Origin of the sequence: Sanguibacter inulinus (assembly GCF_013415325.1) — a bacterium.
GTDB classification, from domain to species: Bacteria; Actinomycetota; Actinomycetes; order Actinomycetales; family Cellulomonadaceae; genus Sanguibacter; species Sanguibacter inulinus.
In genome coordinates this window covers 31,595-50,081 of the sequence record NZ_JACBYE010000031.1, presented here as the reverse complement: position 1 = coordinate 50,081, position 18,487 = coordinate 31,595, and the positions used below count along the sequence as shown (strand labels likewise).

The following is an 18,487-nucleotide window of genomic DNA, read 5'->3' as shown; positions in this document are numbered from 1 at the left end:
CACTACGGATCTCCTGTGATCACGGGACTGGTCAGGACCGCGACGGTGCGGCCCTGACCAGGGTAGCGACCTCTCAGATGCTGATGTCCGGCAGGCTCGCGTGCGGCACCGGGGCCATCGGGTCGAGCAACCAAGCCTCCCGCAGCTCCGCCCACAGCTCGACAGGCACAGGGGTCCGGGCCGCCTCGAGGAAGGCCGAGACCTGGTCTGCGCCGCGCGCCCCGACCACCGTCGAGACGACCGCGGGGTGCGCACGGACGAAGGCGAGGGCCGCGGCAGGCAGCGTCACGCCGTGGTGCTCGCAGGCGTCGGCGATCTTCCGGGCGCGCTCGAGCAGCGGTGCTGGGGCCTCGGAGTAGTTGTAGAGAGCACCCTCGGGCGGACGCGGTCGGGCGAGCAGCCCAGAGTTGAACACCCCGCCGATCACGACACCCACGTCGTGGGCGAGCGCGGCCGGCAGCAGGTCCGCGAGCGCGCCCTGCTCGAGGAGCGTGTAACGCCCCGCGCACAGCACGAGGTCGATGTCGGTCTCCTCGACGAAGCGGGTGAGCATCGCCGTCTGGTTCATGCCCGCACCGACGGCGCGGACCAGACCCTCCTCGCGCAGCTCGATCATCGCGGGGATGGCGGTCGTCAGCGCCTGCTCTTCGTGGTCGTCCGGGTCGTGGAGGTAGAGCACGTCCACGCGGTCGAGCCCCAGGCGGTCGAGGCTCTCGTGCAGGGACCGGCGGATGCCGTCGCGGCTGAGGTCGTCCTCGAGCCTGTGGTCTGCGGGGACGTCGAACATGGGGTCGCGCTCGTCGGCGGTCTCGGGCGAGGGGACGAGCCGGCGACCCACCTTGGTCGAGAGCACGTACTCGTCCCGGGGCCGCTCGGCAAGCAGCGCGCCGAGGCGTCGCTCTGAGAGGCCGCGGCCGTAGGCGGGGGCGGTGTCGAAGTACCGCACGCCGCCGTCCCACGCTGTATCGACCGCGCCTGAGGCCTCGGCGTCCGTCGTCTCGCGGTAGAGGTTCCCGAGCTGGGAGGTCCCGAGTCCCAGCGGGCTGAGGTTGACCGTCATCTGCTCACCTTGGCAGGTCGGGGGCCTGGGCGCACGCCCTCGCCGCCCGGGTGCGTGAGGCAGCCGGGCGGCGAGGGACTGCGCAGCACCACGTCCGAGGTCAGACCAGACCTGTCGTGCCGGTCTGGCCACGCCGGCGGCGGACGACGAGCAGCACGGCGCCGGCGAGCAGCAGGAGCACTCCCGCACCGACGGCGACGCCGATCTCGGCGCCCGTCGCGCTGAGCGAACCGGGGCTCGTGCCCGAGCCGGTCCCGACAGTCGAGCCAGAGCCTGCGGCACCGCCCGTCCCCGAGCCCCCACCGGGTCCGGTGCCCGGGGCGGCACCACCTGTCTCGGGTCCGGCTCCGGGGTCGGTCCCCGGATCAGGAGCTGTCCCCGGGTCGGGTTCGGTCCCGGGACCGGTCCCCGGGTCGGTCTCGGCGGCGACGAGCAGGGCGGTCCAGCCGACCACCTCGTCGCTGCCGTCCTGGACCACGATCCTGTGCTCCCCCGGCGCGGCGTCGAGCGGGATCACCGCGGTGAGCGTGGACGCGTCGGACACCTGCTGCCAGTCACCCAGCAGCACAGGGTCGGAGCGCAGCCACACCGACATCCACTCACCGGTCCGCGAGTCGTCCACGAGCGTCACCGGCACGGTGTCGCCCGGCGAGTGCTCTCCGCCCGGCACCGTGACGAGACCCTCGAGGCCGGGCAGCAGCGCAGACTCGTCCACCGGCACGGGCGGTCCTGCCGGCGAGGTGACGACGCCCGACCCGTCGTGCCCCGTGTAGACGATCGACGGTGCCGCAGGTGTCTCCATCCCCTCCCCGAGGAGATAGCTCGTGTGCGGGGGCTGGTTGTACGACACGTTCTGCCACGCGACCCCGAGCCTGTAGACGGGGTCGTGCATGAGGGTGCGCAGGCGGTGCTCGGTGACGTCGGTCGTCGTGAAGACGCGCAGCGCCGACGAGTCGTCCGTGCGGTACACGAGCTCTTCGCGCCAGTCGCCGAAGAGGTCCGCCTGGAGGGCGGGGTTGCCCTTGGTGTCGTTGTTCGTCCGGGTCCCCTCGAGGGTCTCGAGGCGCACGGTCTGCTGGTCCTCCCAGTCCCACTTGGACACCGAGGGCACGCCGACGCGTGTGTCCGTCGAGAAGTCGTGGTCGGTGATCTCCCGGAGGAGGTCGCCGTCCCACCAGGTGAGGAAGTTCGCCGCCGGGATGGTCTCGGAGATCAGCGTGCCGTCGGCGGCGCGCATCTGCCCGGCACGGCTGTCCCAGGCCCCGTCGGCGGTCACGGCCCAGGACTCGGCGCCGTCGTGCGTCGGGTCGATGTCCGCGGAGGCACCGCGCCCGACGTCGCGGGTGGCGGGCATGGACCAGAGGACCTCGCCCGTGGCGGCGTCGCGCATGGTCGCGCCGATGCCCTTCGAGCTCGGGGCCTCCTCGTGCACAGCGAAGACCTCGAGACCGGGCCGTGACGGGATCAGGTCGGAGACGTGCATCGCGTCGCCGTGCCCGAGCCCTGTCGAGTAGAGCACCGTGCCGTCGTCGTCGAGGGTCATCGAGCCGAAGACGATCTCGTCCTTCTGGTCGCCGTCGACGTCGGCGACCGACAGGTTGTGGTTGCCCTGCCCGCGGTACTGGTCACCGGCGACGTCGGAGTCGAAGACCCAGCGCTGCGTGAGCGACGTGCCGTCGAAGTCGTACGTCGCGACGACCGTGCGCGTGTAGTAGCCACGGCTGAAGATCGCGCTCGGGTGCTCGCCGTCGAGGTACGCGACCCCGGCGAGGAACCTGTCGACCCTGTTGCCGTAGGTGTCGCCCCACGCGCCGACGTCGCCGCGCGGCGGGTCGTAGGCGACGGTGTCGACAGCGGCTCCGGTCTCACCGTCGAAGACCGTGAGGAACTCCGGCCCGGTGAGGACGTAGCCGCCGGAGTTGCGGTAGTCGGCGTCCGGGTCGCCGATGACCGTGCCGACGCCGTCGACGGTGCCGTCGGCGGTCTTGAGCATGATCTCGGCCCGACCGTCAGAGTCGAGGTCGAAGACCACCATCTGCGTGTAGTGCGCACCGGCGCGGATGTTCGGGCCCATCGAGATGCGCCACAGGCGCGTCCCGTCGAGCCTGTACGCGTCGACGTAGACGGTCCCGGTGTAGCCCGACTGCGAGTTGTCCTTGCCGTTGCTCGGCGACCACATGACCACGAGCTCGTACTCGCCGTCGCCGTCGAGGTCGCCGACCGTGGTGTCGCCTGCGTAGTAGGAGTACGGCTGGCCGTCCTTGGTGTAGGCGTCGGCCGGCTTGTCGAGCGGGACGTCGTACGAGCCGTCGGCCCACACCCCGAACTCGGCTGTGGGCTCGGACCGCAGGCCTGCGTAGACCGGCGTCACCGTGTAGGTGGACTCGGCGGTGCCGTCAGGGTCGACGTAGTTGGTGCTCGTGGTGATCGGGCGCGGCGTGATCGTCGTGCCGTCGCGCTGGACTGTGAAGCCGATCTCTTCAGGGTCGAGCCCGAGCATCCGCCAGCCGAGGTACACACCCTCGTCGACCTTCACGGCGACGGGCGAGCGGTCGAGGTGCTCGGCCTGCCGGGCGAGGACCGTGCCGGCCGTCGAGGCGAGCCGCTCGGAGCGTGCGGACTCGCCGCCCGCGTTCACGGCGGCGACCTCGTAGTAGTACGGCACCGTGGTGAGCACCGTGGTGTCGGTGAACGTCGCGGTCGACGAGCTGCCGACGAGGACGGCGTCGCCGTCGGCCGTGGACGCACGGTAGACCGAGTAGGCGATCGCGTCGTCCTGGGTGTCCCAGGTGAAGGTCACGTCGTTCTTGCCGACGGCGCCGAGGGTCAGGCCCGTGGGTGCGGCCGGCGCGGCGACGCCCTCGTCGACCGTGACGACCTCGAGCGCGTTCGACGCGACAGACTCCATGCCTGCGGCGTCGACGGCCGTGACCGTGTACGTGTAGACCTGCCCGACGGCCGCGCCGGTGTCGACCAGCGTCGTCCCGGGCTGCTCGGCCACCCGGACCGGGGTCTGCTCGTTGGCACCCTGACGGTAGACGCGGTACGCGACCGCGACGTCGACGGGCTGCCAGGAGATCGAGGTGGAGACCGCAGTGCCGTCGATCGACAGGTCGTCGAGGGCGAGCGTCTGCGGCGCGAGCAGCAGCGGTGTCACCTCGATGCCGTTGAGACGGGACGAGGCTCCGGTGAGCTGGATGTTCAGCTGGCCGTCGGTGACGAGGACCGGCGAGCTGGTCTTCTGCGAGACCGACGCGGCCCCGGCGTTGGACGCCCCGAAGTCTTTGCCCTCGATGACGACGTTCGACCGGCTGCTGCCGATCCAGTCGCCGTTGTAGGTCTTGACGGCGTACGTGCCGTTCGGCACGTCGAGCGCGAAGACGTGCTGCGGGCCGGGCAGCAGGAAGTCCCGCTGCAGGTCGTCCGGCGGCGGTGTGTAGCCGGTCCCGCGGTCGCGGCCCCCGAGCCCTGTCACGTCGAGGAAGCCGACGCCCTTCTCGGGTGTGTAGAGGCTGTTCTGGTTCAGCTCGGTGTAGCCGGGCATGAGCGGGTTCCCGGCCAGCTGCACGTCGAACTTGTAGCGCGCGAGGGAGGTGGTGACCCGCACCGGAGCCGACGGCTCGGAGTCACCCCGACCGTTGACCGCGACCACGCGGAAGTCGTAGGACGCGCCCTCGGTGAGGCCCGAGACCGCCGACTGCGGGAGCGTCGACGAGCCGACGAGCGCGTAGGCGTCGTCGCCCGCGGCGGCGTCCTTGCGGAACACCGTGTAGATGTCGGCGCCGTCGACGGGTGTCCAGCGCAGCAGCGCGCCGGCGTTGGAGACGTCGCCTGCGACGAGCCCGACGGGTGCTGCGGGGACCGCGGCGGGCGGCTCGACCTCGAGGACAGACCCGGCGAGCGGGATGTCGAGCCCTGCGACGGCCCCCGCGACGAGGCGCGCCATCTGGATCGCGCCGTACTCCTGGAAGTGCGTGTCGTCGGTCGTCCCGGACGGGCGGCCCGGGTAGACCCCGGCCGGCACGTGCAGGAACACGGACTTCGCGGCCTCGGCCCCGATCGAGTCGAGGTACTCCCGGCTCAGCCTGGAGAGGTCGACGAGCGGCACGCCCTCGGCCGCGGCCAGGTCTGTCGCGGCCTGCACGTACTCGGGGAAGGAGACCGTGAACGCGCCCTGCGCATCGACGGCGCGCCGCGAGACAGGCGTGACGACGACCGGGGTGGCACCGCGCTGGACAGCACCGTCGACGAAGGTCCGCAGGTAGTCCGCGTAGTCGGCCGGGGCTGCGTAGCGGTCGTCCACACCGAAGGAGTTGTCGTTGTGGCCGAACTGCACGAACAGGTAGTCGCCCGGCTCGATCTGCCGCAGCACCTCGTCGAGGCGTCCCTGGCTGATGAAGTTCTTGGTGCTGCGTCCACCGATCGCGTGGTTCGCGACGGTCACGTCGTCGGCGAGGAACCGCGGCAGCATCTGCCCCCAGCCCGCCTGCGGGGCGTAGTCAGAGGTGTACGTCTGGACCGTCGAGTCGCCGGTGAGGAAGGCCGTCGGGGTCCCGGCAGCCACGCGGTCCGGGAGGCGGGTGATGGTCAGGGCCGCGAGGTTCGCGGCGGTCCCGCCGAGCTCGAGGTTGAGCTGGCCGTCGACGAGAGCGAGGTCGAAGGACATCTCGAGGGTCTCGCCGGCCGGCTTCGTGGTCGGCTGCACCTTGGCGACGGTCTCGGCCGTGATCGAGATGTCCGTCGGGCCTGTGGGGTCACCGGCCACGAGGGTCACTGTGTAGTCGCCCGCCGGGAGGTCGACGACGAGCTCGGTGTCGCCGACGGTGACGAAGTCGCCGCGGAGCGCGTCGTCGCCGCCCCTGTCGGTGCCCGTCACCTGGGCCGTGTCGACGAACCCGAGACGGGACTCTGCGGTGTAGGCGGTCGACGCGTCGAGGCCGGTCCAGCCCTCCTCGACGGCGCCGGGTCCGAGGTCGAGGCGCAGGACCCCACCCTCGGGGAGCGCGGCCGGGGTCGCCACGGGGGTGGCGGTCGCCGCGGAGTACTCCGAACGACCAGCGGCTGTCGTCGCGGCGACGCGGTAGTACCCCACGGTCGCGGTGTCGGCGTCAGGGTCGACGAGGCTGAAGGTCCGCTCACCCGTGCGCCCGACCTCGGTGTACGTGCCGTCCACGGTTCCCGAGCGGGTCAGCACGTAGCCCGTCGCACCCGCGACCTGGTCCCAGCGCAGCGTCACGGCCGACTCGGTCACGTGCGCCGTGCGGACCCACGCGGGGGCTGCGAGACCGGGCACGACAGGGCCGGCCGGGTCGTCTGCAGCGGCGGTCTCGTCGGCTCCCGCCACGTCGGTCTCGGGCGCGACCTGCGCGTCCGGCGCCGTCGGTGCGTCGGGCGTCTCTGCTGCACCGTCGTCGGGGATCTCCGTCGTGGGGGTCCCAGGGTCCAGAGCACCGCTGTCGGTCGTGGCCTCGTCCACGGTCGTCGGAGCTGACGGCGGGGCTGTCGGCGGGGCCGGTGTCTCGACCGGGGTCGTGGTCGTGGTCGTGCCGGCGTCGACGACCTGGGTGCTCGCGCTGGCGGGGGCGCCCGGGACGGTGTCGTCTGCCGTCGCGGGGAGTGCGACGACGACAGCCGTCAGTGCTGTCGACGCTGCGGCCGCTCCGGCGACGACGGCTCTCAGGGCTCTGCTCCGGTGGCGGCGGGGCGTCTGCGGCCCGCCGCTCCGCGGGGTCGGTGCCCCGGGGATGGTGCTGTGCATGAAGGTCTCCTGCTCGTGGAATCTCGGTCGGTGAGTTCCGGCGCCCGTGCGTCTGTGCCCGGGCGACAGGGGCCGCGCCACCGTCTGCACCCGAGGGTCTTCGTCACGGGCGTGCACGGCGCTGTTGCCGAGCGGGAGGTGGAGCGAGGTGTTTCTACAACTACAGAATGAATCGATTCAAGCCATCGTGGATGCTCGTCGATGAACATCCCGGACCCGACGCCGATCAATGGGAAGCGCTTGCCGTCGTCGAGCACGACCTTCTCAGAGCGGGTGAAGGATGTCAACGGTCGAGGCGCGCTAAGGTCTCGCATGGACATCACCACCGAGACCCCGACCTTCTTCCACGACGCCCCCGGGATCGGCATGACCCAGCTGCTCGACGGCAAGACCACCGGCCGCACCCGCATCGACGTCGCGACCCTCGCCCCGGGAAGCACCCTCCCCCGGCACGCGGCCGGCACGGACCAGGTCTTCGCCGTGCTCGCCGGCAGAGGCCGGGTCTCCTCCGACGACGGCGTCGAGCACCCCGTCGGCCCTGGCACCACGGTCCGCTGGTCGAAGGGCGAGCAGCACACCTCGTGGGCCGACACCGAGATGACCGTCGTCATCGTGCAGACCCGGGAGGCCACGCAGGACTGACCCCGGCAGTGCACGACCGTGTCGGGCGTACCGCCTAACCTCTGTGGTGAGCCGCTGCGCACCCGACGGCGACCGCTCGAGCAGACAGGACCGAGATGACGGCAGACGTGTCAGGGTACTGGCTGGGAGACGCTACCGCTGAGGAGTTCCTCGACGCGTACGATCCCGAGACGTGGCCGAGCGGCGTCGACCGGGTACGCCGGAAGCCACTGCTCTGGAGCGCGATCGACAACCCAGACCCCGCGACCCGCTCGCTCATCGCGCACAGGCTGCTCGACGACGGCGCTGACGCCGCCGCACTCTCGCACGGGTACACGCTGCTCCACGGGTTGCTGGGGCGCCACCCACGCGATCCCGAGATCGACCCGCCGCTGGTGCGGCGACTGATCGCCGCCGGGGCCGACATGAACCGGGTAGCAGGCCGGCGCATGGACCGCCCCGTGGAGGTGGTCGACCATCCGAAGCTCTCGCCAGAGCAGCACGAGCCGTACTACCAGGCGTTCTTCGAGCGACCGGGGCTCGTGCTCCTCGACCCCAACCCGGCGGGCTTGTCGGTGCTCGACCGGTCGCGGAACCGTCGGACCTATCGTCCCCAGCTGCTCGAGCACGTCATGGCGTACCTCGACCGGACGGGCCAGACGCCCGTCGGCGAGCCGCTCACCCAGACGGCGAGGTGGCAGACGCTCGACGAGATCCTCGCGTAGTACACGCCGGCCGATGCGACGGCGGTCGACCCCGAGACCGGCGACAGCCTGCTGCACGCCGTGCTGCGGAGCTCCTCTCTCGACGTACGGACCACTCTCGTGCCGCTGCTGCTCGCCCACGGAGCCGACGCCACGCTCCGCACAGCAGCGCGGGCAGGCGTGCTGCAGCTGGCGCTCGCGCCCCACGGCCAGCGCGACGCCCGCCAGGATGCCCAGGTGGTGACGACCCTCCTCGACGCGGGAGCGGACGTCAACGCCCTCTCGAGAGGCGGGAACACCCCGCTGACGACGCTCGCGGCACTGGGCAACTTCCCCGAGGAGAAGCTCGAGCCTCTCTACGACGTGCTGCTCGCCGCCCCGGGGCTGGACCTCACGGTGGTCGGAGCCAAGAGACGGACCGTGCTCGAGGCCGTCCGGAAGCGCCGTCAGGCTCGACCAATGCTCCTGGCGCGTGTCGAGGCGCTGGCAGCCGAGACCGCGTCCAGCGACTGACCTGCTGGGTCAGTGCTGCGCGTACCCCGCGAGCAGCCGCTCCGCGTGCGCGACCACGGCGTCCCGGAACCCCGCGTGGTCACGGATCTCAGCCGGGAACACCTGCTCGACGGCGAGCATCCGCCGCACGAGAGCCTCGGCATGGGCCGGGGCGACCTCGTCAGGCGCGGCGACCTCGGCGGCTGCGGCGCGCAGCTCGTCGGCGATCGGGTCGTCGAGGCGCAGCGGCTCGCCCGTCACGGTGCGACCGGCCGCGACGAACACGACCCAGCCCGCGACCCCCTGCGCGACGGCGTCGGGCACGGCGCCTGCCGCGAGCCTGTCGGCAGCCGTCGCGAGGAAGCGGATGGGCAGCTTCTTCGAGCCGTCCATCGCCACCTGGGTCGTCGTGTGGCCGAGCGCGGGGTTGGCGAAGCGCTCGAGGAGCGACTCGGCGTAGGCCGCGAGGTCGAGCCCTTCCGGTGCGACCAGGGTCGGGATCACGTCGTCGAGCAGCAGCGACCGCGCGGCGGACAGCAGCGCCGGGTCCGCCACGGCGTCGGCGATCAACCTGTGCCCGGCGATCGACCCGAGGTAGGCGAGCAGCGAGTGCGTGCCGTTGAGCATGCGCAGCTTGGCGCGCTCGAAGGGAGCGACGTCGTCGGTGAGCGTGGCTCCGGCGAGCTCCCAGGCCGGCCTGGGGCCGGCGAACCTGTCTTCGATCACCCACTGCATGAAGGGCTCCGCGACGACCAGACCCTCGTCGCGCACCCCGGTCGCCGCCTCGGCCGCCGCACGGTCGTCCTCGGTCGTAGCCGGGACGATGCGGTCGACCATGGTGCAGGGGAAGGTCACCGAGGCGTGCACCCACGCCCGCAGGCGCTCGACCTGCTCGGGGTCCGCGCCGGTGACCCCGGCGGCCGCGTCGAGGGCCTGGCCGACCAGGCCTTCGAGGACGTGCCCGTTGTCGAGCAGGTTGTCGCAGGTGAGGACAGTGAGCGGCTCGCCGCCGGCGCGGGCTCGGGCCGCGAGACCGCGGACCAGCAGCCCGATCGCGCTGCGCGCAGGCACGGCGTCCTCGACGACGACGTGGGTCGTCGCCGCGCCCTGCACCTCCGTGCCGGTCTGGCGGGCGAGGGCGGCAGCGCCGCGGATCTCCCCGACGAGAGCGTCGAGGTCACCGCGGACGTCGCCGTCAGAGAGGTCGAGCCGGCCGTCCGGGCCCGCTGTGTAGCCCTTCTCGGTCACCGTGAGGGTCACGACGTGGGTGGTCGGCGCGGCGATCGCGTCGAGCACGCGCTGCGTCTCCTCACGCGGGTACGCGACCCCGCGGACCGAGCCGATCACGCGCAGCGAGGAGGAGTCCGTGCCGACGGTCCGCACCCCGTAGAGACCGTCCTGGGGCACCAGCTGCTCGACGACGGTGGCAGACCGCTGCGTCACACCGAGGATCCCCCAGCGCGTCTCGCCCGTGGCTGCGGCGGCGTCTTCGGTGAAGACGGCCTGGTGCGCCCTGTGGAAGGCCCCGATGCCGAGGTGCACGATCCCCACGGTCACGGCCCTCGGGTCGACAGCCGGCCCGGTGACCCCCGGCCGCTGTGAGACCTCGCGGCAGGTGTCGAGGCTGAGCCTGCGCGACGCGCGGGGCGTGGTGGGGGTGCGGTCGATCGGGTCGGTGCTCGTCATCGAGAAGATCCTTCGGTCGGGCGGTGCCTCGAGGGTCGTGGTCGGGGGCTGAGGTGCTGCGGTGCTCTGGGCTGGTCCGTCAGGTGCGAGGCTGCGTCAGGCACGCGGTCCGTCAGGGCGAGGTTCGGCGGTCGTGCCGCGGACGACGAGCTCGACAGGCAGGCGCGGCCGGGCTGGCGGCTCGTCCTCCGCCAGGTCTGTCAGGTCTGCCAGGTCGTCCTCGCGACTCTCTCCCGTGTCGCGGTCGAGCTGCTCGACGAGGCGGTCGACCGCACCGCGGCCGAGCGCCGCGAGCGGGATGCTCACCGTGGTCAGGGCCGGGGAGACGAGGGTCGCGACCGAGACGTCGTCGAAGCCGACGACGGACAGGTCGCGCGGGACCTGGAGCCCGCGGTGACGCAGGCGGTCGACGAGACCGAGCGCCTGGAGGTCGTTGTAGGTCAGCACGGCGGTGGCACCGCTCGCTACGACGAGGTCGGCGGCGGCGACGCCACCGGAGAAGGTCGGACGGAAGTGCCCGACGTCGACCACCTCGACGCCGGTCTCACGGCCCGCGGTCTCGATCCCGCGGCGGCGCTCGGCGCCCGACCACGAGCCGGCCGGGCCGCTCACGGCGGCCACCCTGCGGTGCCCGAGGGCCTTGAGGTGGCTGAGCGACTGACGCACACCACCCGCGTTGTCGATGACGAGCGAGGCGAGCCCCTCGACCTCGCGGTTGAGCAGCACGGCCGGGCGACCGTCGACAGCGGTCAGCAACGAGAGGTCCGACGACCGCGGCGAGGCGAGCACGAGCCCGTCGACCTGCGCTGCGAGCATCGAGACCAGCTCGAGCTCTTGCCCGGCGTCTTCGTCGGAGTCCGCGACGAGCACGGCATACCCGTGCGTCCGCGCGCGGCTCTGCACAGCCTTGGTGATCGAGGCGAAGAACGGGTTCTCGAGGTCAGGGACGAGCAGCCCGAGGGTGGTGGTCCGGCCGACCCGGAGACCTCGGGCGGCCGGGTTGGGGCGGTAGTCGAGCTTCTTCGCGGCCTGCTCGACCCGCTCGCGCGTCGCGTCCGAGACCATGCCCGGCGCGGAGAGCGCACGGGAGACCGTCGAGATCGAGACTCCCGCGAGCGCTGCCACGTCACGCACCGTCGCCATCAGCCGACCTCCTCGTCGCTCCTCGTAGCCCGGCATCACGGGTTGGCGCCCGGCGCTGACTGACTCTTGTCGGCCCGTCGCACAGGACCGACTCCAGTCTGCAAACGTTTCCAGTCTTCTGTCAACCGGCATTGCCCCGGAGATGTTCACTGAGCCCCTTCCCCGGGATCACTGCGCACCAGTGCTGGCTCCAGCACCCTTGCACCCTCGACCGACATCGAGGCACGATGGCCTGCAAACGATCACAGAGTGTTTCAACGAGGAGACGACCGTGAGCACCGCGACACCCAGCACGACCACCTACGCCCTGCCCGACGGAGCCCGGCCGTGGCAGCTCCACGGCGACCGCGCGCTCCCGGCGGACCCGTCGACCCGAGCCGCCGCCCGCGAGATCTACCAGCAGACCCGGGCCCTGCCGATCGTGTCGATGCACGGCCACGTCGAGGCGCAGACGATCGACGAGGACCTGCCCTTCGGCAACCCCGCCGAGCTGCTGGTCGTCCCCGACCACTACCTCGTGCGGATGCTCGTCTCCCAGGGTGCGAGCGTCGACAGGCTCGGTGTCGCCCCCGTCGACCCGGCAAGCTCTGTGGTCCCGGAGCAGGACCCGCGTGCCGTGTGGCGTCGCTTCTGCGAGAGCTGGCACCTGTTCCGCGGCACCCCCACCCGGTACTGGATGGAGCACGAGCTCGTCGAGGTCTTCGGCGTCGCCGAGCGTCCGTCGGCGGAGTCCGCCGACAGGATCTACGACCACCTCGACGCCGCGCTGCGCAGCGACGCCTTCAGGCCGCGCGCGCTCTTCGACAGCTTCGACATCGAGATCCTCGCCTCGACCGACCCCGCATGGAGCCCGCTGACCCACCACGCGAACCTCGCCGCGGCCGGGTGGGGCGAGCGCGTGGTGCCGACCTTCCGCCCCGACCCGCTGCTGCACCTCGACCGCCCCGGGTGGTGCAGCGACGTCGATCTGCTCTCGGCGGCCGCTGGCCTCGACGTCACGTCGTACCCGACCTACCTCGAGGCGCTCCGCGAGCGCCGCGCCGCCTTCGTCGCGGCCGGGGCGCGAGCGACCGACCACGGCCACCTGCTCGCCGACACCACGCCGCTCTCCGACGCCGAGGCGCACAGGATCTTCGACCTGGCGCTCAGCGGGGTCGCCCCGAGCCCCGCCGAGGCGCAGGCCTTCAGCGGTCACATGCTCTTCCAGATGGCGGCGATGTCAGCCGAGGACGGGCTGGTCATGCAGCTGCACCCCGGCGTGCTGCGCGACCACGACAGGTCTGTGCTGGCGACCTTCGGCGCGGACAAGGGCTACGACATCCCCGTGCAGGCGGAGTACACGCGGTCGCTGCGCCCCTTGCTCGAGGCCTTCGGGCACCACCCGGGCTTCCGCCTGGTGGTCTTCACCATCGACGAGACGGTCTACTCCCGCGAGCTCGCACCGCTCGCCGGTGTGTACCCGGCGATGCGCCTCGGGGCGCCGTGGTGGTTCCTCGACTCCCCCGACGGCATGCGCCGCTTCCGAGAGACCTCGACGGAGACCGCCGGCTTCTACAACACGACAGGATTTGTCGACGACACCCGGGCGTTCTGCTCGATTCCCGCCCGCCACGACCTGTCCCGCCGCGTCGACGCCGGGTACCTCGCGCGACTGGTCGTGGAGCACAGGCTGGACCTCGACGAGGCGACGGAGACTGCCGTCGACCTCGCGTACACGCTCCCGAAGGCGGCGTACGCGCGACGCGGCTGAGCTGCGGCGCGGCGGCGGGCCGGGGGGGGCCGCCCACCATCGCCCTGTCGGGCGGGGCTCCCCGACCTCTCTTGTCCACAGGCGACGTCGCGCACGATCCCCGGCCCGCGGTGAGCCTGGAGGCATGAGCACAGCACTGAGCGCAGTCGTCCTGGTCGGGTCCCTCAAGTCCTCGTCCGAGCCCTCGAGCAGCGAGGTCCTCGGGCGTCAGGTCCTCGACGCCCTCGCCGAGCACGGGGTCGTCGGGTCGGTCGTCCGGCTCGCCGACCACGACATCCGCCCGGGGGTCGAGGTCGACATGGGCGACGGCGACCAGTGGCCGCTCGTCCGCCAGCAGGTCCTCGCGGCCGACATCCTCGTGGTCGCGACGCCCATCTGGATGGGTCAGCCGTCGAGCGTGACCAAGCGCGCTCTCGAGCGGCTCGACGCCGAGCTGTCCGAGACCGACGAGGAAGGGCGGATGCTCACCTCCGGCAAGGTCGCGGCGGTGGCCGTGGTCGGCAACGAGGACGGCGCGCACCACGTGAGCGCCGAGCTGTACCAGGCCCTCGACGACGTCGGCTTCACCATCCCCGCGAACGCCGTCACCTACTGGGTGGGGCGCGCCATGGAGGGCATCGACTACAAGGACCTCGACGAGGTCCCCGAGGCAGTCGCGAAGGCGACGGCGACGCTCGCCCTCAACACCGCGCACCTGGCGCGGCTGCTACGCGACTCCCCCTACCCGGCGGGCTGACGCAACCCACCGACCGCGCTGGCTCCATTCACCAGGCCCTCACCGGCGACCAGACCAGCCGCAGACGCGAGAAGGGCCCCGCCTGTCCGTCGGGGCCCTTCTCGTCTGTGCTGTGCTGGCTCGCTGCGCGCGAGCCCCAGCAGCCGTGCTGGTCAGTCGAGGTAGTCGCGCAGCACCTGCGAGCGGCTCGGGTGACGCAGCTTCGACATCGTCTTGGACTCGATCTGGCGGATCCGCTCACGGGTCACGCCGTAGACGTGGCCGATCTGGTCGAGGGTCTTCGGCAGGCCGTCCGTGAGGCCGTAGCGCATGGTGATGACGCCGGCCTCGCGCTCGGAGAGCGTGTCGAGGATCCCGTGGATCTGCTGCTGCAGGAAGCTGAAGTTCACGGCGTCCGCGGGGACCACGGCCTCGGTGTCCTCGATGAGGTCACCGAACTCGCTGCCGCCCTCTTCACCGAGCGGGGTGTGCAGCGAGATGGGCTCGCGGCCGTGCTTCTGCACCTCGAGGACCTTCTCAGGCGTCATGTCGAGCTCGAGGGCCAGCTCTTCCGGGGTGGGCTCGCGGCCGAGGTCCTGGAGCATCTGGCGCTGGGCGCGGGACACCTTGTTGATGACCTCGACCATGTGCACGGGGATACGGATGGTGCGGGCCTGGTCGGCCATGCCGCGGGTGATGGCCTGACGGATCCACCAGGTGGCGTAGGTCGAGAACTTGAAGCCCTTGGCGTAGTCGAACTTCTCGACAGCGCGGATGAGGCCGGTGTTGCCCTCCTGGATGAGGTCGAGGAACAGCAGACCGCGGCCTGTGTACTTCTTGGCGATCGACACCACGAGGCGCAGGTTGGCCTCGACGAGGTGGCTCTTGGCGCGGATGCCATCGGCGGCGATGACCTCGAGCTCGCGCTTGGTCGCACCCTTGGGGTACTCGCCGGACTCGAGGAGGTGCGTGGCGAGCATGCCCGCCTCGATGCGCATCGCGATCTCGATCTCCTGCTCGGCGTTGAGCAGCGGGACGCGTCCGATGATCTTCAGGTAGTCCTTGACGGGGTCAGCAGTGGCACCCGCCGCGAGGACTGTGGGTGCTGGTGCGTCTTCCTCGTCCGTCGACAGGACGAAGCCGTCGTCGGTCTGGGGGGTGATCGGGGTCCGTGCTGAGGTTGCCGCAGTCATCAGTGTTCTCCATCATCAAGCCGTGGGGCCGCAGCCCTCGGCCGTCGTACCGTGCCTTCCACACGCCGCCCGCGAGGAAGAGGTGCCACCCCGCAGTGCTGGTTCGACCAGCTGCCGTCGGGGTGCATGAGCTTCACACGAGACCATCGGTGAAGGAAGGGGCTACGACGGATCGTCCGGAGCCGTGTTCCTCCATTATAACCAGCAGGCCGCCACAGAATTCCCGGGAGCCCCTCGGATGCCAGTCATCGGGCCGCTGAGGGGCGGACCCTCTCGCCCCTCGACCGGTCTCAGGTCACCGTCCCCAGCTGCCAGGGGATGAACTCGTCCTGGCCGAGGTCGAGGTCTTCCGAGACCGTCTCCTTGCCCGAGGCGACAGCAAGGATCTCGTCGAAGATCTCGCGTCCTACCTCGTCGAGCGTCGCGGTGCCGTCGACGATGCGCCCGCAGTTGATGTCGATGTCCTCGGCCTGGCGGGCGTAGAGCTCGCTGTTCGTGGCGAGCTTGATCGACGGCGTGGGCTTGGCACCCAGCACCGAGCCACGCCCAGTCGTGAAGCAGACGACTGTCGAACCGCCCGCGATGAGCCCTGTCACCGACACCGGGTCGTAGCCGGGGGTGTCCATGAAGCAGAAGCCCGAGGCCGTGATGCGCTCCGCGTACTCGTACACCTCGACGAGGTCGGCCTGGCCGCCCTTGGCGACGGCGCCGAGGGACTTCTCGAGGATGGTCGTCAGCCCGCCCGCCTTGTTGCCGGGCGACGGGTTGTTGTCGAGGGAGCCGCCACCGGCCGCCGCGTAGTCCTGCCACCAGTCGAGCCGGCGCAGCAGCCTGCGCCCGACCTCCTCGGTCACGGCACGGCGCGTCAGCAGGTGCTCCGCGCCGAAGACCTCGGGGGTCTCTGCCAGGACTGTCGTCGCGCCGTAGGAGACGAGCAGGTCCGAGGCGACCCCGAGCGCCGGGTTGGCGGTGATGCCCGAGTACCCGTCGGAGCCTCCGCAGTTGAGTCCGACGATCAGCTCGGAGACGTCGCAGGTCTCGCGGCGACGGCTCTCGACGTCCGGGAGCATCGCGCGCACAGCGGCGACGCCCTGACGGACCGTGGCCCGGACCCCGCCCGACTCCTGGATGGTCAGGTGCTGGACCACGGTGTCGGGCGAGAGGTCGAGGCCGTCGAGCAGCGACCCGACGGCGATCATCTCGCAGCCGAGCCCGACCACGAGGATCCCCGCGAAGTTCGGGTGCTCCGCGTAGCCCTTGAGGGTGCGGACCAGCATCTTGGCACCCTCGTTCTCGGGCACCAGTCCGCAGCCGGAGTCGTGCGTCAGTGCCATGACCCCGTCGACGTGCTCGTACTCGTCGAGGACAGGTCCGCGGAACTGGTCGGCGATCATCCGTGCCGTGCTCGCCGAGCAGTTCACCGACGTGAGGATGCCGATGTAGTTGCGCGTCCCGACCTTCCCGCCGGCCCGCCGGTACCCCTCGAAGGTCGGTCTGGGCCCAGCGGGCACGGGCAGCTCGTGGTGCACCGTCGCGAGCTCGTGGACGCGCTCGGCGAGGTCCATGCCGAGGTTGTGGCTGTGCACGTGCTGCCCCGCGACGACAGCCCGGGTCGCGACGCCGATCGACTGCCCGTACTTGCGGACCTGGTCGCCGACGGCGACGTCCGTGAGGGCGATCTTGTGGCCGCGCGGGACGCTGTCGAGGACCTCGAGCCGTCGATCGCCGTCGACGAGCACCGTGCCGAGGCGCAGGTCCCGGGTGGTGACGGCGACGTCGTCACCGGCCCGGAGCAGGAGCAGGACGTCGCCGAGGGCGAGCTGCTCGCCCGGTCCGTCGGTGCGGGGCGTGAGGGTGCTGGTCATGGTCAGGCTCTCGTCGGTGCGGACAGTTCTGCGGGGGCGTCGAGCTCGATGCCGAGCGTGCTCAACCGCACGGTCTCGCCGGTGCGGATCGACTCGTTGGCCGCGATGCCGACGATCACGCTGCGGACCCCGTCGACGTAGTGCGCCTGCCTGCCCAACGGGTCGTCGCCGACGCCGAGGAACACGTCGTCGAGCAGCATCGCGTCGCCGCCGCCGTGCGCGCCCACCCCCTCGGGGATCGGGAGCTCGCGGGCCTCGTCCCAGTGCTGCTGCAGCACGAGCCGTGAGCCGAAGGCCCGGGCCCCGCCAGCGGCGTCGACGTGCGTGACGCTCGGGTCGACCACGGGCGCCTTCTTGCCGTCGGGGCCGAGCATCTTCCCGGCCGACCCGGGGTGGACGTGGGTGCGCTCGACCACCTCGAGCTCGAGCCGGCCCCGGGTGCCGTTGATCCCCACCCTGTAGCCCTCCCACGGGCTGTGCGCGTTGAGGGAGTAGCTGAGCACGGGTCCCCCGCGGTAGCCGACGAGGACCGCGAGGTTGTCCTCGATCGTGATGCCGGGGCCGAAGACGTCGCGGTCGCGGACGTAGCCGTCGGCCTCCTCGGCCTCGAGGTACAGGGGGCGCAGGGTCTCGTCGGCGGCCATGTCGAGGGCGAAGGGGTCGTCGGCCGCCCCGTCGCGGCCGAGCGCCGGGCGCGGGCCCAGACCGCGCGCTGCAGCGCTGTCCTCGCCGTAGAAGGCGAGCCGGCCGAGCGCGCTGACCACCTCGGGCACGTCGTCGATCCACCAGTTGACGAGGTCGAGGTGGTGCGTCGACTTGTGCACGAGCAGCCCACCCGAGCTCGCCTTCTCCCGGTGCCAGCGACGGAAGTAGTCGGCGCCGTGGACGGTGTCGAGCAACCACTCGAAGGTCACCGAGGTGACGTCGCCGATCGCGCCCTCGGAGACGAGGCGGCGCACCTCGCTGTTGCGGGGCGAGTAACGGTAGTTGAAGGTGACGACCAGCTCGGCCGTCGAGCGGCGGGCAGCCTCGGTGATGGCTCGCAGGCCGTCGACGTCGATGGTCATCGGCTTCTCGCAGACCACGTCGACGCCGCGGTCGAGGGCCTCGACGACGTACCGCGCGTGCGTGCTGTCGGGCGAGGTCACGACCACGACGTCCGGGTCCTGCTCGTCGAGCATCCTGGAGAAGTCGTCGGGGGTGTAGCGCGGGAGCGGCGCGCGACCGTGCTCGGCGAGGAGCTCGTCGTAGAGGTCCATGCGGACGTCGTTGGTGTCGCACCACGCGACGGGCTCGGCGACCTCCGAGTGGGTGGTGAGCATCGACCTGACGAACATCCCCGCGCGGGATCCTGTCCCGACGACGGCGTGCCGGCGGCGGGTCGCAGCAGGCACGGGGGGTCCCGCGGGTCCGGCTGCCGCGGCGGCGGCGTGCGCTGGCGCTCCAGCGGCGGCGGGAGCAGCTCCAGCAGCAGTAGGTGCAGCCCCAGCAGAGGTGGGT

At 71.5% G+C, this 18,487-nt stretch carries 11 protein-coding genes and 1 pseudogene; 5 read left to right on the top strand and 7 right to left on the bottom strand.

Annotated elements, in window-relative coordinates; all coding sequences use genetic code 11:
- Nucleotides 1–73 precede the first annotated feature (73 nt).
- Both HZZ10_RS12590 and HZZ10_RS19845 read right to left on the bottom strand, forming a co-directional pair.
- Complete coding sequence (locus HZZ10_RS12590; RefSeq protein ID WP_179913775.1) at nucleotides 74–1,060, bottom strand: aldo/keto reductase; 987 nt, start codon at nucleotides 1,058–1,060, stop codon at nucleotides 74–76.
- Nucleotides 1,061–1,160: 100 nt separating this feature from the next.
- Nucleotides 1,161–6,818: a rhamnogalacturonan lyase family protein gene (locus HZZ10_RS19845; RefSeq protein ID WP_179913774.1), complete on the bottom strand. Its 5,658-nt coding sequence runs from the start codon at nucleotides 6,816–6,818 to the stop codon at nucleotides 1,161–1,163.
- Between the two features lie 312 nt (nucleotides 6,819–7,130).
- Here HZZ10_RS19845 and HZZ10_RS12580 point away from each other — a divergent pair, with 312 nt between their 5' ends.
- The 3 genes from HZZ10_RS12580 (at nucleotide 7,131) to HZZ10_RS12570 (ending at nucleotide 8,656) form a co-directional block, all read left to right on the top strand.
- Nucleotides 7,131–7,460, top strand: coding sequence for a cupin domain-containing protein (locus HZZ10_RS12580; RefSeq protein ID WP_179913773.1), 330 nt, complete (start codon nucleotides 7,131–7,133; stop codon nucleotides 7,458–7,460).
- 95 nt (nucleotides 7,461–7,555) lie between these two features.
- Nucleotides 7,556–8,164 carry an ankyrin repeat domain-containing protein gene (locus HZZ10_RS12575; protein ID WP_179913772.1) on the top strand — a complete coding sequence of 203 codons (609 nt, stop codon included), beginning with the start codon at nucleotides 7,556–7,558 and terminating at the stop codon, nucleotides 8,162–8,164.
- 60 nt (nucleotides 8,165–8,224) lie between these two features.
- A complete protein-coding gene (locus HZZ10_RS12570) occupies nucleotides 8,225–8,656 on the top strand; it encodes an ankyrin repeat domain-containing protein (protein WP_179913771.1) in 432 nt (143 codons plus the stop codon).
- A gap of 9 nt (nucleotides 8,657–8,665) precedes the next feature.
- Here the strand turns inward: HZZ10_RS12570 and HZZ10_RS12565 are convergent, their stop codons facing one another.
- Both HZZ10_RS12565 and HZZ10_RS12560 read right to left on the bottom strand, forming a co-directional pair.
- Nucleotides 8,666–10,321, bottom strand: coding sequence for a mannitol dehydrogenase family protein (locus HZZ10_RS12565; RefSeq protein WP_179913770.1), 1,656 nt, complete (start codon nucleotides 10,319–10,321; stop codon nucleotides 8,666–8,668).
- 96 nt (nucleotides 10,322–10,417) lie between these two features.
- Nucleotides 10,418–11,464 (bottom strand): LacI family DNA-binding transcriptional regulator, encoded by a 1,047-nt coding sequence (locus HZZ10_RS12560; RefSeq protein ID WP_179913769.1) that lies wholly within the window; start codon nucleotides 11,462–11,464, stop codon nucleotides 10,418–10,420.
- Between the two features lie 271 nt (nucleotides 11,465–11,735).
- Between HZZ10_RS12560 and uxaC the strand changes: the two genes are divergently transcribed.
- Together uxaC and HZZ10_RS12550 are read left to right on the top strand one after the other, a co-directional pair.
- Nucleotides 11,736–13,214: a glucuronate isomerase gene (gene uxaC, locus HZZ10_RS12555; RefSeq protein WP_308507572.1), complete on the top strand. Its 1,479-nt coding sequence runs from the start codon at nucleotides 11,736–11,738 to the stop codon at nucleotides 13,212–13,214.
- A 124-nt stretch (nucleotides 13,215–13,338) separates the two neighbouring features.
- Nucleotides 13,339–13,950 carry a flavodoxin family protein gene (locus HZZ10_RS12550; RefSeq protein WP_179913768.1) on the top strand — a complete coding sequence of 204 codons (612 nt, stop codon included), beginning with the start codon at nucleotides 13,339–13,341 and terminating at the stop codon, nucleotides 13,948–13,950.
- A 152-nt stretch (nucleotides 13,951–14,102) separates the two neighbouring features.
- Here HZZ10_RS12550 and HZZ10_RS12545 read toward each other — a convergent pair.
- From HZZ10_RS12545 to HZZ10_RS12535, 3 genes and pseudogenes are all read right to left on the bottom strand, one after another.
- Nucleotides 14,103–15,116, bottom strand: a pseudogene (locus tag HZZ10_RS12545) (RNA polymerase sigma factor); the annotation flags it as partial.
- 296 nt (nucleotides 15,117–15,412) lie between these two features.
- Nucleotides 15,413–16,987 (bottom strand): UxaA family hydrolase, encoded by a 1,575-nt coding sequence (locus HZZ10_RS12540; protein WP_179913767.1) that lies wholly within the window; start codon nucleotides 16,985–16,987, stop codon nucleotides 15,413–15,415.
- A 2-nt stretch (nucleotides 16,988–16,989) separates the two neighbouring features.
- Complete coding sequence (locus HZZ10_RS12535) at nucleotides 16,990–18,381, bottom strand: Gfo/Idh/MocA family oxidoreductase (RefSeq protein ID WP_308507571.1); 1,392 nt, start codon at nucleotides 18,379–18,381, stop codon at nucleotides 16,990–16,992.
- Nucleotides 18,382–18,487 lie beyond the last annotated feature (106 nt).